Source organism: Streptomyces capparidis, assembly GCF_054782095.1.
The window spans coordinates 20,692-33,972 of record NZ_BAAGTD010000055.1 but is presented as its reverse complement, the minus strand read 5'-3'; the positions used below and the strand labels follow the sequence as shown (position 1 = coordinate 33,972).

Below are 13,281 nucleotides of genomic sequence, written 5' to 3'. Positions count from 1 at the left end.
CGGGCTCCCCGGAGTGTCCCGGGGAGCCCGGCCGCGCGGGGGCGGCCCGGTCCGGGGCTACTCCTGGGGAGCCCAGTACGCGATCAGCCGGCCCACCCCGTGCTCGACGGACTTCCAGGAGCCGGTGAAGGCGACCACGGCCGTGGCGGACGTGGGGAAGCCGCGGCGGGCCAGCTTGGCGGCGGGATCGGGGTCGGCCTGCCCGGACAGCGCGTCGGCCAGCGCGTGCATCCCGGGGTTGTGGCCGATCAGCAGCAGGTCGTGGATGTCGTCGGGGGTCTCGGTGAGCAGGGCGAGGAGGTCTCCGAGGCCGGCCTCGTACAGCCGCTCCTCGTAGACGGTCCTGGGGCGCCTGGGCAGTTCGTGGGCGGCCAGCTTCCAGGTCTCGCGGGTGCGCACGGCGGAGGAGCACAGGACGAGGTCGAAGTCGATCCCCGTCCCCGCGAGCCAGCGGCCGGCGGCCGGGGCGTCCCTTCGGCCACGTTCGGCGAGCGGGCGCTCGTGGTCGGGCACGGAGGGCCAGTCGGCCTTGGCGTGCCGGAGTAGGACGATCCTGCGGGGCGTTTCGGCGTCGCTCATGCTCTTCAGCTTCGCAGAAAACCCCCGGTCGCGGAGTGGTCCGGCGGACCGCGGCCACCGTGTGATCGACCACGCCGCGCGGCGCCCGAAGGCGCGCCGCGGGGTCAGCGGAACAGCCCCGTCACGACGCCCGGCAGCACCCGCACCCGCTCCAGGTAGGTGCCCGCGGGACCGTCCTGGGGGGTGTCCGCCCGCGCGGACGAGGCCGTCAGGGCGAACAGGCCGAGGAACAGGAGGGTGGCGATGGGCAGGGCGACGGCCCACAGGGGGGTGCCGCCGCCCGAAGGCCGGGGGCGCACCCGGGCGGACGTCGCGGGGCGCGGGACGGTGGCGTCACTGCGGTGGTACATGGCCACTCCCTCGGGGCTCGTGCGGCGGGGACGCCGGCCGCCCCGGCGTCACCTGTGACGCTACGGGCGCGGGGGCGGCGGACCCATCGGGCAGGCCACCCAGTCGACCCTGATCCGACCCCCAGGTCCGGGGTGGGGTTGTCCCCACCCCCGGGCGCCGCGGCCCGCGCGGGGGGGGCGGGTCAGGCGCCGATCTCGTCCTCCACGTGACGGGGCCGCCCGGCGACGAGCCCGGCGGCGATCTGGGGGACGAGCAGGCCGGCGATGAGCACGATCGGCAGGTCCCAGCCGCCGGTGTGCTGGTACAGGGCGCCGACCGCGATCGGCCCGGGGATGGAGATCAGGTAGCCGGTGCTCTGGGAGAACGCCGACAGCCTGCCGACGCCCGCCGCGGTGCGCGCCCGCATCCCGACCATGGTCAGGGCGAGCGGGAAGGCGCAGTTGGACACCCCGAGGAGCGCCGCCCACACCCAGGGCGCGGCGGCCGGGGCGAACGCCAGGCCCAGGTAGCCGGCGATGCCGAACAGGCCGAGGAGGGCCGCGAAGGGGCCCTGGTTGCGGTAGCGGGCGGCCAGCGGCGGCAGGACGAACGCCAGGGGCACGCCCATGCCCATGGTGACCGCCAGCAGCACCCCGGCCTGCCCGGCGGAGATCCCGGCGTCGCGGAAGATCTGCGGCAGCCAGCCCATGGTGATGTAGGCGCCGGTGGACTGGAGGCCGAAGAAGATCGCCAGTGCCCACGCGGTGCGGCTGCGGGTGATGCGGGCCCCGGGCGCCGCGGCAGGCGCGGCGGCGCCGTCCGCGCGGGAGCGGTCCCGCAGCACCACCGCGAGCCACGGCGGCACGGCGAGGGCGGCGACGGCGGCCCACACGCCGAGGCCGAGCCGCCAACTGCCGCCGAAGGCGTCGGTCAGGGGGACGGTGACCGCGGCGGCCGCGGCGGTGCCGAGCGCCATGGCCATGGAGTACAGGCCGGTCATGGGGCCGACCCGGTCGGGGAACCAGCGCTTGACCAGCACGGGCAGCAGCACGTTGGAGACGGCTATCCCGGCCAGCGCCAGCGCGGTGAAGACCAGGAACGCGGCGGTGCCGCCGGCGATGGCCCGCACCGCCAGGCCGGTGGTGATCGCGGCCATCCCCGCGCCCACGACGGCGACGGGGCCGAAGCGGCGCACCAGATTGGGCGCGGCGAACCCGAAGGCGGCGAAGCACAGCGCGGGCACGGAGGTCAGCAGCCCGGCGACGGTGGCGGACATGCCCAGGCCACCGCGGACCTCCTCCAGCACGGCGCCGAGGCTGGTGATGGCGGGGCGCAGGTTGAGCGCGGCAAGCACCAGCCCGGAGATCACCAGCCACCGCAGCCACCCGGGCGGCGCGGCGGGCCCGGGGGGCGTCGCGGGCCGGGGGGCGGCGGGCCCGCCGGTCCGCTGCTGCGGCAGCCGCCCGGTGCCGGTGGCCGGCTCGGCGGGGGCGCTGATGGTCCTGACTCCTACGAGGCGCATCCACCCATCATAGAATCATAGGATGTTTACTCGCACAGGTGGGCCCGGGCCGCGGGGCGGACGGCCGGACGGCGGGCGACACGGCGGCGCCCACCGGGCAGTCAGCGGCCGCCGGGTGCCCCGTGCCCGCCGGTGGGTGGCGGCGGCCCCCGGGCGCGGGAGGATGGCGGGCGGCGCCGCGCTCCGGCACGGCGTCCCCTTCCCCGGCGGCCCCGCCGCTACCCCGGGCTCCCGGCCCGGCGCGGCGCGAGGCAACTGCGGTAGGACTTCGGGAGGGCCGCGCGCCAGGACCGCGGCAGGAAAGGGACGGGAAGCGGCATGGCACTGACCTCACCCCGGCGTTCGGCGCTCGCCGACCAGGTGATCGCCCAGCTCAGGAACGAGATCGCCTCGGGAGAGTGGCCGGTGGGCACGCGCATCCCCACCGAGACCGAGCTGGTGGAGCGGCTCGGCGTGGCGCGCAACACCGTCCGGGAGGCCGTCCGGGCGCTCGCCCACAACGGGCTGCTGGACATCCGCCAGGGCTCGGGCACCTATGTGGTGGCCACCAGCGAGCTCGCGGGCGTGATGCAGCGCCGGTTCGCCGAGGCCGACCCGGACCACGTGGCCGAGCTGCGCGGCGCGCTGGAGGCGTTCGCGGCCCGGCTGGCGGCGCGGCGGCGCACCGAGCGTGACCTGGAGGTCATGGACGGCGCGCTGGCGCGGCGGGAGGCGGCGTGGACGTCGGGGGACGCGGACGCGTTCGTGCTGGCGGACGCCGCGCTGCACCAGGCGGTGGTGGCGGCCTCGCACAACGAGGTGCTGGCCGGCCTGTACGCGGACCTGGGCGAGGTGGTGCGGGACTTCCTGCGCCGGGACCTGGGCGCCACGCTGGAGCCGGAGCAGTACATGGACCACGCGCGGCTGATCGCGGCGATCCGGGCGGGGGACGGGGAGCGGGCGGCGGTCGAGGCGGCGTCGTACACCGCGAAGTGCGGCCCCTGACCGCGCACCGTGCCCCGCGCACGCCGGGACGGCGCCGGGCCCGGCCCGCCCGCCGGGGCGGGGGGCCGGGCCCGGTGCCGTGCCGGTCAGGCGCCGATCGCGTGGACGCCGCCGTCCACGTGCACGATCTCGCCGGTGGTCTTGGGGAACCAGTCCGACAGCAGGGCGACGACGCCGCGGGCGGCCGGCTCCGGGTCGGACAGGTCCCACGACAGCGGGGCCCGGTCCTGCCAGACCCGCGTCAGCTCCTCGAAGCCGGGGATGGACTTGGCGGCCATCGACTTGATCGGCCCGGCCGAGACCAGGTTCACCCGGATGTTCCGGCCGCCCAGGTCGCGGGCGAGGTAGCGGGAGGTGGACGCGAGCGCGGCCTTGGCCACGCCCATCCAGTCGTACTGCGGCCAGGCCACGGAGGCGTCGAAGTCCATGCCGACGACCGAGCCGCCGTTCTCCATGAGCGGCAGGGCGGCCATGGTCAGCGACTTCAGCGAGTACGCGGAGACCTGGAGGGCGGTGGCGACCGACTCCCACGGGGTGTTCAGGAAGTTGCCGCCCAGGGCGTCCTGCGGGGCGAAGCCGATGGAGTGGACGACGCCGTCGAGCCCGTCCACGTGCTGGCGCACCCGCTCGGCGAGGCTGTCGAGCTGCTCCTGGTTCGCCACGTCCAGCTCCAGCACCGGGGCCGGCTTCGGCAGCCGGTTGGCGATGCGCTCCACCAGGCTCAGCCGCCCGAACCCGGTGAGCACCACCTCGGCGCCCTGCTCCTGCGCCAGCCTGGCGGTGTGGAAGGCGATCGACGACTCCAGCAGGACGCCGGTGACCAGGATCCGCTTGCCGTTGAGAAGTCCGCTCATGTCTGTCAGTGACCCATGCCCAATCCACCGTCGACGGGAACGACGGCTCCGGTGATGTATGCGGCGTCGTCGGAGGCGAGGAAGCGCACGGTGCCGGCGACCTCCTCGGGCTGCGCGTAGCGGCCCAGCGGCACCTGCTTGACGATCTCGGCCTTGCGCTCCTCGCCGAGCACCTGCGTCATGGCGGTGTCGACGAAGCCGGGCGCGACGACGTTGACGGTGATGTTCCGCGACCCCAGCTCGCGGGCCAGGGAGCGCGCGAAGCCGACGAGGCCCGCCTTGGAGGCGGCGTAGTTGGCCTGGCCCGCGGAGCCGAGGAGGCCGACCACGGAGGAGATCAGGACGACGCGGCCCCTGCGGGCGCGCAGCATGCCGCGGCTGGCCCGCTTGACCGTGCGGAAGGTGCCGGTCAGGTTGGTGTCGAGGACGGAGGTGAACTCCTCCTCGCTCATGCGCAGCAGGAGCTGGTCCTGGGTGACGCCGGCGTTGGCCACCAGGACCTCGACCGCGCCGTGCTCCTCCTCCACCCGCTTGAAGGCCGCGTCGACCTGCTCGGGCTCGGTGATGTCGCACCGCACCGCGAGGACGCCGAGCTTGGTGAGCTCCTCCGGCGGCTCGCCCGAGCGATACGTGATCGCTACCTTGTCGCCGTTGTCGGCGAAGGCGCGGGCGATGGCCAGGCCGATGCCCTTGCTGCCTCCGGTGACGAGTACCGAGCGGCTCAACGATCCACCCCTAAGTCGGTGTGCGAGGAGATGTCCCCGTGCGGTCGGGCACGGAACGTACCCCTGCAAACTATCGGTCCGCCGGGGCGGAGGCGGACGCAGCCCCCGACAGTGGCGCGTTCCGGGCACTGTGGGATCCCTACAGTGGCGGGCCGCCGCGCCGCCCGGGGCCGGTTGGCGGCCCGGCGCTCCCGCGCCCGCGGGGAAACCGGTGGCGGCGGCGCGTCGGGCGGGCGGGCGGTGCGGCGGTGCGGGCCGTAATCGGGTGTGCCCCCGGCTGTCGGCGCGACATGATTCACTGCGAAGGGTCCGACACCGAACGGAGGCATCTGTGCCCCATCAGATCGATCCGGCGTTCCTGGCACATCCCCTGCGCGCGCTGGCCGACGCCGCGCTGACGCGCGCCCGGGAGCTGGGCGCGGACCACGCGGACTTCCGCTTCGAGCGGGTGCGCAGCGCGGCGTGGCGGCTGCGGGACGCCGGGCTCGCCGGCTCGTCCGACACCACGGACGTGGGCTACGCGGTGCGGGTGGTGCACGGGGGCGCCTGGGGCTTCGCCTCGGGGGTGGACCCGACCACGGACGCGGCGGCGCGGGTGGCCGAGCAGGCGGTGGCCATGGCCCGGCTGGCGGCGGAGGTGACCGCGGCGGCCGGGTCGCGGGAGCACGTGGAGCTGGCGGACGAGCCGGTGCACGCGGACGCCACCTGGGTCTCCGCCTACGAGGTCAACCCGTTCGACGTCCCGGACGCGGAGAAGACGGGGCTGCTGACCGAGTGGAGCCGGCGGCTGCTCGCGGCGGACGCGGTCAGCCATGTCGACGCGTCCCTGCTGACCGTCCAGGAGAACAAGTTCTACGCGGACACCGCCGGGACCGTCACCACGCAGCAGCGGGTGCGGGTGCACCCGGAGCTGACCGCCGTCGCGGTGGACCCGGCGTCGGGCGAGTTCGACTCGATGCGCACCCTCGCCCCGCCGGCGGGGCGGGGCTGGGAGTACCTGACCGGCACCGGCTGGGACTGGGACGGGGAGCTGGAGCGGATCCCCGGGCTGCTCGCCGAGAAGATGGCGGCGCCGGGCATCGAGCCGGGCCGGTACGACGTGGTGATCGACCCGTCGAACCTGTGGCTGACCATCCACGAGTCCATCGGGCACGCCACCGAGCTGGACCGGGCGCTCGGCTACGAGGCGGCGTACGCGGGCACCTCGTTCGCCACGTTCGACAAGCTGGGCACGCTGAAGTACGGCTCGCCGCTGATGAACGTCACCGGTGACCGCACCGCCGAGCACGGCCTGGCGACGGTCGGCTACGACGACGAGGGCGTGGCCGCCCAGTCGTGGGACCTGGTGCGCGACGGCGTGCTGGTCGGCTACCAGCTCGACCGGCGGATCGCCCGCCTGAAGGGCTTCGAGCGGTCCAACGGCTGCGCGTTCGCGGACTCGCCGGCGCACGTGCCGGTGCAGCGGATGGCGAACGTGTCGCTGCGGCCCGCGGAGGGCGGGCCGTCCACCGATGAGCTGATCGCGGGCGTGGAGCGGGGCCTGTACATCGTCGGCGACCGCTCGTGGTCCATCGACATGCAGCGGTACAACTTCCAGTTCACCGGCCAGCGCTTCTTCCGGATCGAGAACGGGCGGCTCGCCGGACAGGTCAAGGACGTCGCCTACCAGGCCACCACCACCGACTTCTGGGGGTCGATGGAGGCCGTCGGCGGGCCGCAGACCTATGTGCTCGGCGGCGCGTTCAACTGCGGCAAGGCCCAGCCCGGGCAGGTCGCCGCCGTCTCCCACGGCTGCCCCTCGGCGCTGTTCCGCGGCGTCAACATCCTCAACACCGCGCAGGAGGCGGGTCGCTGATGAGCAACTCTTCCCGTACGGCCGCTCCGCACGAGATCGTCGAGCGGGCGCTGGAGCTCTCCCGCGCCGACGGCTGCGTGGTGATCGCCGACGAGCACTCCACCGCCAACCTGCGCTGGGCGGGCAACGCGCTGACCACCAACGGCGTCACCCGCGGCCGCACCCTCACCGTGATCGCCACGGTGGACGGCGCCCGGGGCACCGCCTCCGGCGTGGTGTCCAGGTCCGCGGTCACCGCGGAGGAGCTGGCCGAGGTGGTCCGCGCCGCCGAGGCAGCCGCGCGGGACGCGGGCCCGGCCGAGGACGCGCAGCCCCTGGTCACCGGCGTGCCCGCGGACCCGGCGTTCACCGAGCCGCCCGCGGAGACCTCCGTGGGGGTGTTCTCCTCCTTCGCGCCCGCGCTGGGCGAGGCGTTCGGCCGGGCCGGCAGCGGCGGGCGGCTGCTGTACGGGTTCGCCGAGCACCGGGTCACCTCCACCTACCTGGGCACCTCCGCCGGGCTGCGGCTGCGGCACGACCAGCCCACGGGCTCGGTGGAGCTCAACGCCAAGTCGCCGGACGGCGCCCGCTCGGCCTGGGCCGGGGCGGCCACCCGGGACTTCGCCGACGTGGACGTGGCGGAGCTGGACCGGGGCCTGGCGCGCCGCCTGCGGTGGGCGGAGCGGCGGGTGGAGCTGCCCGCGGGCCGCTACGAGACGATCCTGCCGCCGACCGCCGTCGCCGACCTGCTGATCTACCAGGTGTGGTCGTCCGGCGGGCGGGACGCGGCCGAGGGCCGCACCGTCTTCAGCAAGCCGGGCGGCGGCACCCGGGTGGGCGACAAGCTCTCCCCCCTGCCCCTGAGCCTGTACGGGGACCCGGCGGAGCCCGGTCTGGAAGCCGCGCCTTTCGTCATCGCGCACTCCTCCGGCGACGACGCCTCCGTGTTCGACAACGGCCTGCCGATCGGCCGCACCGAGTGGATCCGCGACGGCGCGCTCGCCTCCCTGTTCACCACCCGGCACACGGCGGGCCTGACCGGGCTGCCGGTCACCCCCGCCGCGGACAACCTGGTGCTGCGCAGCCCGGAGGGCACCAAGTCGCTGGAGGAGATGGTCGCGGGCACCGAGCGGGGCCTGCTGCTGACCTGCCTGTGGTACATCCGCGAGGTGGACCCGGCCACGCTGCTGCTCACCGGCCTGACCAGGGACGGCGTGTACCTGGTGGAGAACGGCGAGGTGACCGGGGCGGTCAACAACTTCCGGTTCAACGAGTCCCCGGTGGACCTGCTGGGCCGGGCCTGCGAGGTCGGCCGCACCGAGCGGACGCTGCCGCGCGAGTGGGCGGACTGGTTCACCCGGGCCGCCATGCCGCCGATGCGGGTGCCGGACTTCAACATGAGCTCGGTCAGCCAGGGGGTGTAGCGGGGTGGACGACCGCCGGGTGGTGCGGCACTCCCGTTTCCTGGCCAGGGTGCTGCGGCACGACCCGGCGTCCGTCGGGATCACCCTGGACGAGGGCGGCTGGGCGGACGTGGAGCAACTGCTCGCGGCGTGCGCGGCGGCCGGGCGGCGGATCGGCCGGGACGAGCTCGCGCACATCGTGGCCGTCAACGACAAGAAGCGGTTCGCCTTCTCCGCCGACGGCCGCCGCATACGGGCGAGCCAGGGCCACTCCGTCCCGGTGGACCTGGGCCTGGCCGCCGCCGAGCCGCCGCCGGTGCTGTACCACGGGACGGCCGAGCGGAACCTGGCGGCGATCCTGCGGGAGGGGCTGCGCCCGATGGGGCGGCAGGACGTCCACCTGTCCGCGGACGTCGCCACGGCCACCCGGGTCGGGGCGCGGCACGGGCGGCCGGTGGTGCTGGTGGTGGACGCGGCGGGGCTGGCCGCGGCCGGGCACGTCTTCCGGGTCAGCGCCAACGGTGTGTGGCTGACCGACCGGGTGCCGCCGGAGCGGCTGCGACGGCACCCGGCCGGCGACCCCGCGGGGCCGGCGGGGCGGTGACCGTCGCGGCGCGGCGGCCCGGTGGCGCGGGGCGGGGCCGTGCCCGCCGGGCCCTACCGCCAGGCGGCGTAGCGGTGCGGATGTCGCCGCCCCCCGGCCTGTGACGCGGTGGGGCGGCGGCGTACCGTGGGAGGCGTCCGGGGGTGGTTCTCCGGGGGTCACGAGTCGGGCGGTGGAGGATGCGGAAGCGGAGCAGCGGCGGCGCCGAGGTCTTCCGGATCACCGGCGCCAGGACCGGCCTCACGGAGGACGTCCGGGGCCGGCAGCGCCGCTATGTGATCTCGATGGGGGTCCGCACGCTGTGCGTGGTCCTCGCCGTGGCGCTGTGGGACGTCTCGCGCCCCTTCGCCTGGGTGGCGCTGGCCGGCGGGGTGCTGCTGCCCTACATCGCGGTGGTGATCGCCAACGCCGGGCGGGAGAACGCGCCGGGGCTGCCGAGCGCCGTGCTGCCTCCCGTGTCGCGGAACGAGCTGGAGGACCGGGTCCACTCGGGGTCCGAGTCCGGGCCGCGGCCGGGGCCACGACCATGAGCATTTCCCATGATCCACGTGAAGCTCAAGAAAACCTCAGGAGAATCGTCGCTTCCGGTGCACCGGCGGGCTCGGCGCATGCCATACTTCCTACGCGCTCCGTATCCCCCGTCGGAGCGACGGACCGACGCCGGGCGGCTCCCCCCGTGGCTGCCCGGCGTCGCTGCGCCCGGGGTCGGGTGGCCACTGCGCGGCCGAACTCCTCGCGACCGAACCCCTCGCGACTGAACTTCTCGCGACTGAACTTCTCGCGAACGAACCCTCCCCGACCGAACACAAGGTGAGTGCGTTGAGTCTGCTGCTCCCGCGCGAGGCCGGAGAGCCGGTCTGCTCCGCCAAGGGCTGCCGGGAGGCGCCCGAGTGGGTGCTCGCGTGGAACAACCCCAAGCTCCACACCCCGGACCGGCGCAAGACGTGGCTGGCCTGCGAGGAGCACCGCGAGCACCTGTCGAAGTTCCTCGGGGTGCGCGGCTTTCTGAAGGACGTCGTGCCGTTCGCGCAGTGGACGGCCGGGCAGGCCGCCGGCCCCGACGGGGGCGGACGCCCGCCCGGCGAGAGCCCGGGGCCCGGCTAGCCGCCTATCGCCGACATCGGGCGGTCGGGCTGGAGGAACGACGGGTCGTCCAGGCCGCTGCCCGCCTTCTTGCCCCACATGGCCTTGCGCCACAGCTCGGCGATGTCCGCGTCCGAGGCCCCGGCGCGCAGGCTGCCGCGCAGGTCGGACTCCTCCCGGGCGAACAGGCAGGTGCGCACCTGGCCGTCCGCGGTGAGCCGGGTGCGGTCGCAGGCGCGGCAGAACGGGCGGGTGACGCTGGCGATCACGCCGACCTTGGCGGGGCCGCCGTCCACCAGCCAGCGCTCGGCCGGGGCGGAGCCGCGGTCGCCGCCGGACTCCGGGGTGAGCTCGAAGCGGGTGCTCAGGCTCGCCAGGATCTCCTCGGCGGTGACCATGTCCTCGCGCTGCCAGCCGTGCTGGGCGTCGAGCGGCATCTGCTCGATGAAGCGCAGCTCGAAGCCCTCGGCCACGGCCCAGGCGAGCAGGTCGGGGGCCTCGTCGTCGTTGACGCCGCGCATCAGCACCGCGTTGACCTTGACCGGGGTGAGCCCGGCGGCGCGGGCGGCCTCGAGGCCGGCCAGCACGTCGTGGTGGCGCTTGCGGCGGGTGAGGGTGGCGAAGACGTCGGGGCGCAGGGTGTCCAGCGAGACGTTGACCCGGTCGAGCCCGGCGTCGCGCAGCGCGCCGGCCACCCGGGCCAGGCCTATGCCGTTGGTGGTCAGGGACAGCTTCGGGCGGGGGCGCAGCCCGGCGCAGGCGGCGACGATGCCGACCAGGCCGGGGCGCAGCAGCGGCTCGCCGCCGGTGAAGCGCACCTCGCGCACGCCGAGCTCGGTGACGGCTATCCCGACCAGCCGGACGATCTCCTCGTCGGTGAGCAGGTCGGGCTTGGCCAGCCACGCCAGGCCCTCTTCGGGCATGCAGTACGTGCAGCGCAGATTGCACCGGTCGGTGAGGGAGACGCGCAGGTCGGTGGCCACGCGTCCGTAGGTGTCGAGAAGAACGGTGTCCACCTCCGGTCCGGTGGGCGCGGCGCGCCCGCTGTCCTTGTTCAAGGTTAGGCGGCCGGTCGGACATTCCCGTGGCGGGCGGCGGAGCCCGGCGACGGCGGGCGGCGCCGCCCGGTGAGGGCAGAGCAAGACGCGGGCGTCGGCCGTTGCGCAAGGGGTTTGTCCTGGCCGGCGCCCGCGTCTGGCGTGCAGCGTACGCGACGGTTCGCGTCACTCGGCGGTGTGGTCCGCCGTGACCATCACTCCTTCACAGTTCCGCCTCATCCGGTGGTTTTCGCCGCAACGCGGCCGGGTCAGCTCTCGGCGCCCGCCCCGGTGAGGGAGCGGACCTCCAGCTCGGCGAACTTCTTCACGTCCGGCTCCTCCTTGGACAGCATGGTGCCGAGCCAGCCGAGCAGGAAGCCGAGCGGGATGGAGACCAGGCCGGGGTTCTCCAGCGGGAACCAGGCGAAGTCCACCCCGGTGAACAGCGACTTCTCCTCGCCGGAGACCACGGGCGAGAAGACCACCAGCAGCACCGAGCTGGTCAGGCCGCCGTAGATGCTCCACAGGGCGCCCTGGGTGGTGAACCGCTTCCAGAACAGGCTGTAGAGCATGGTGGGCAGGTTGGCCGAGGCGGCCACCGCGAAGGCGAGCGCCACCAGTGCCGCGGTGTTGAGCCGGTCGGCGAAGATGCCGAGCACGATGGCGATGGCGCCGATGCCGACGGCGGCGAGCTTGGCGACGGCCAGCTCCTCCTTGTCGGTGGTCTTCCCCTTGCGGATGACGTTGGTCCACAGGTCGTGGGCGAAGGACACCGAGGAGGCGAGGGTGAGTCCGGCGACCACGGCGAGGATGGTGGCGAACGCGACCGCGGAGATGATCGCGAGCAGGATCGCGCCTCCGGTGGAGCCCGCGCCGCCGCCGACCTCCTCGGCGAGCAGGGGCGCCGCGGTGTTGCCCGAGGGGTTGGACTCCACCACCCGGTCGGTGCCGACCAGCGCGGCGGCGCCGAAGCCGAGGGCGATGGTCATCAGGTAGAAGCAGCCGATGATGCCGATGGCCCAGTTCACGGACTTGCGGGCGGCCTTGGCCGTGGGGACGGTGTAGAAGCGCACCAGGATGTGCGGCAGTCCCGCGGTGCCCAGGACCAGGGCGACGCCCAGGGAGATGAAGTCGAGCTTGCTGGTGCTGTCCTCGCCGTACCGCAGCCCGGGTTCGAGGAACGCGTCGCCCTTGCCGCTGGCGTCGGCCGCGGCGCCCAGCAGCGAGGAGATGTTCCAGTTGAACTCGTTGAGCACCAGGATGGTGACCAGCAGAGTGCCGCCGATGAGCAGCACCGCCTTGATCATCTGCACCCAGGTGGTGCCCTTCATGCCGCCGATGGTCACGTACAGCACCATCACCAGGCCGACCAGGGCGATGATCAGCCGGCGGGCGCCCTCGCCGTCGATGCCGAGCAGCAGCGCCACCAGGGTGCCGGCGCCCACCATCTGGGCGAGCAGGTAGAAGATCGACACCACGATGGTCGAGGTGCCGGCGGCGGTGCGCACCGGGCGCTGGCGCAGCCGGAACGCCAGCACGTCGGCCATGGTGTAGCGGCCGGAGTTGCGCAGCGGCTCGGCGACGAGGAGCAGCGCCACCAGCCAGGCGACCAGGAAGCCGATGGAGTACAGGAACCCGTCGTAGCCGTAGATGGCGATGGCGCCCGCGATGCCCAGGAAGGACGCGGCGGACATGTAGTCGCCGGAGATCGCCAGGCCGTTCTGGAAGCCGCTGAAGGAGCGGCCGCCCGCGTAGAAGTCGGCGGTGCTCTTGCTGGAGCGGCCCGCCCAGATGGTGATGCCGAGGGTGGCGACGACGAACACCGAGAACAGCGAGACGATCAGGGTGCGGTGGTCGCTGGCGTCGCTCTCCGCGGCGAGCTGGAGCAGCGCGGTGGTGTCGGTCATGCCTTGCCCTCCGTACGGGCCGGTTCCTGGGCCTGCGCGCCGCTGCCGGCGGGCCCGTCGAGGGAGACGCGGATGGCGTCCGAGAGGGGGTCGAGCTTCTCGCCCGCGTGGCGGGAGTACCACCAGGCGATCAGGAAGGTCGTCACGAACTGGAGCAGCCCGAGCACGAATGCCATGTTGACGTTGCCGACGACCTCGGTGTCCATGAAGCCGCCCGCGTAGTTGGACAGCAGCACGTACAGCAGGTACCAGGCGATGAAGCCGACCGTGACCGGAAAGGCGAAGTTGCGGAAGCGGCGCCGCAGCTCGGCGAACTCCGGTCCGGTCTGGACGCTCGAGTAGCGGTCGGGTTCCGGAGGCCCTGAGGCGGTCGGGGTCTCGGCGGTGTCCACACGTTCTCCTTGGGGGACCGGGCCCGC

At 74.2% G+C, this 13,281-nt stretch carries 14 protein-coding genes; 6 read left to right on the top strand and 8 right to left on the bottom strand.

The features are described 5' to 3' along the window. Window positions 1–57: 57 nt before the first annotated feature. The 3 genes from ACYVO2_RS31725 to ACYVO2_RS31715 form a co-directional block, all read right to left on the bottom strand. The gene (locus ACYVO2_RS31725; protein ID WP_461011522.1) at window positions 58–579 is read right to left on the bottom strand and encodes a SixA phosphatase family protein; all 522 of its coding nucleotides are present in this window, start codon (window positions 577–579) and stop codon (window positions 58–60) included. Between the two features lie 104 nt (window positions 580–683). Further along, entirely contained in the window at window positions 684–929 is a 246-nt protein-coding gene (locus ACYVO2_RS31720; protein ID WP_461011521.1) for a hypothetical protein, read from the bottom strand. Between the two features lie 182 nt (window positions 930–1,111). Then, window positions 1,112–2,431, bottom strand: coding sequence for a CynX/NimT family MFS transporter (locus ACYVO2_RS31715; RefSeq protein ID WP_461011520.1), 1,320 nt, complete (start codon window positions 2,429–2,431; stop codon window positions 1,112–1,114). A gap of 318 nt (window positions 2,432–2,749) precedes the next feature. On the opposite strand from ACYVO2_RS31715, the gene ACYVO2_RS31710 reads away from it, so the two are divergent. Further along, window positions 2,750–3,415, top strand: coding sequence for a FadR/GntR family transcriptional regulator (locus ACYVO2_RS31710; RefSeq protein WP_461011519.1), 666 nt, complete (start codon window positions 2,750–2,752; stop codon window positions 3,413–3,415). A gap of 86 nt (window positions 3,416–3,501) precedes the next feature. On the opposite strand, the gene fabI is transcribed toward ACYVO2_RS31710, so the two are convergent. Next, window positions 3,502–4,269: an enoyl-ACP reductase FabI gene (gene fabI / locus ACYVO2_RS31705; RefSeq protein WP_461011518.1), complete on the bottom strand. Its 768-nt coding sequence runs from the start codon at window positions 4,267–4,269 to the stop codon at window positions 3,502–3,504. A 5-nt stretch (window positions 4,270–4,274) separates the two neighbouring features. After that, window positions 4,275–4,994, bottom strand: a complete 720-nt coding sequence (fabG, locus tag ACYVO2_RS31700; protein ID WP_461011517.1) for a 3-oxoacyl-[acyl-carrier-protein] reductase — start codon at window positions 4,992–4,994, stop codon at window positions 4,275–4,277. A gap of 331 nt (window positions 4,995–5,325) precedes the next feature. Between fabG and ACYVO2_RS31695 the strand changes: the two genes are divergently transcribed. The 5 genes from ACYVO2_RS31695 to ACYVO2_RS31675 all read left to right on the top strand — a co-directional run bounded on the left by ACYVO2_RS31695 (window position 5,326) and on the right by ACYVO2_RS31675 (window position 9,939). Continuing rightward, entirely contained in the window at window positions 5,326–6,849 is a 1,524-nt protein-coding gene (locus ACYVO2_RS31695) for a TldD/PmbA family protein (RefSeq protein WP_461011516.1), read from the top strand. After that, window positions 6,849–8,252, top strand: coding sequence for a metallopeptidase TldD-related protein (locus ACYVO2_RS31690; RefSeq protein ID WP_461011515.1), 1,404 nt, complete (start codon window positions 6,849–6,851; stop codon window positions 8,250–8,252). The genes ACYVO2_RS31695 and ACYVO2_RS31690 overlap by 1 nt, the downstream gene beginning before the upstream one ends. Before the next feature lie 4 nt (window positions 8,253–8,256). Beyond that, window positions 8,257–8,835 carry an RNA 2'-phosphotransferase gene (locus tag ACYVO2_RS31685; protein ID WP_461011514.1) on the top strand — a complete coding sequence of 193 codons (579 nt, stop codon included), beginning with the start codon at window positions 8,257–8,259 and terminating at the stop codon, window positions 8,833–8,835. A 179-nt stretch (window positions 8,836–9,014) separates the two neighbouring features. After that, window positions 9,015–9,365: a DUF3099 domain-containing protein gene (locus ACYVO2_RS31680; protein ID WP_461011513.1), complete on the top strand. Its 351-nt coding sequence runs from the start codon at window positions 9,015–9,017 to the stop codon at window positions 9,363–9,365. Window positions 9,366–9,660: 295 nt separating this feature from the next. Next, window positions 9,661–9,939 carry a hypothetical protein gene (locus ACYVO2_RS31675; RefSeq protein ID WP_461011540.1) on the top strand — a complete coding sequence of 93 codons (279 nt, stop codon included), beginning with the start codon at window positions 9,661–9,663 and terminating at the stop codon, window positions 9,937–9,939. On the opposite strand, the gene moaA is transcribed toward ACYVO2_RS31675, so the two are convergent. From moaA to ACYVO2_RS31660, 3 genes are all read right to left on the bottom strand, one after another. Continuing rightward, window positions 9,936–10,934: a GTP 3',8-cyclase MoaA gene (gene moaA, locus ACYVO2_RS31670; RefSeq protein ID WP_461011512.1), complete on the bottom strand. Its 999-nt coding sequence runs from the start codon at window positions 10,932–10,934 to the stop codon at window positions 9,936–9,938. The genes ACYVO2_RS31675 and moaA overlap by 4 nt on opposite strands. 290 nt (window positions 10,935–11,224) lie before the next feature. Next, the gene (locus ACYVO2_RS31665) at window positions 11,225–12,862 is read right to left on the bottom strand and encodes a solute symporter family protein (RefSeq protein ID WP_461011511.1); all 1,638 of its coding nucleotides are present in this window, start codon (window positions 12,860–12,862) and stop codon (window positions 11,225–11,227) included. Continuing rightward, a complete protein-coding gene (locus tag ACYVO2_RS31660) occupies window positions 12,859–13,254 on the bottom strand; it encodes a DUF485 domain-containing protein (RefSeq protein WP_461011510.1) in 396 nt (131 codons plus the stop codon). The genes ACYVO2_RS31665 and ACYVO2_RS31660 overlap by 4 nt, the downstream gene beginning before the upstream one ends. Between the last annotated feature and the right edge of the window lie 27 nt (window positions 13,255–13,281).